This is a genomic window from Nodularia chucula CCY0103 (assembly GCF_963923915.1).
In the GTDB taxonomy this organism is placed as follows: domain Bacteria; phylum Cyanobacteriota; class Cyanobacteriia; order Cyanobacteriales; family Nostocaceae; genus Nodularia; species Nodularia chucula.
In genome coordinates this window covers 1-257 of record NZ_CAWUOL010000256.1, presented here as the reverse complement: position 1 = coordinate 257, position 257 = coordinate 1, and the positions used below count along the sequence as shown (strand labels likewise).

Annotated in this window: 1 pseudogene; it reads left to right on the top strand. The window is 72.8% G+C overall.

What is annotated here, in order from left to right:
• A pseudogene (locus tag ACM0OP_RS24460) lies at positions 1 to 257 on the top strand (hypothetical protein); the annotation flags it as partial.

Sequence of the window (257 nt, the reverse complement as noted above, 5' to 3'; positions counted from 1 at the left end):
CCGTCCCGATCGCCCTGATCGCCCGAACACCGGCGGCGCCCGCCCGGACCGTCCGGAAGGCGGCTGGAACCGTCCCGACCGTCCCGACCGTCCCGGAACCGGCCAGCCCAGCCGCCCCGACAATGGCGGCGGACAGCGGCCTGACCGTCCTGACAACGGCTGGAACCGCCCGGATCGTCCCAACAATGGCGGCAATCGTCCCGACCGCCCCGACAACGGCTGGAACCGTCCAGATCGGCCGAGCAACGGCGGCAATC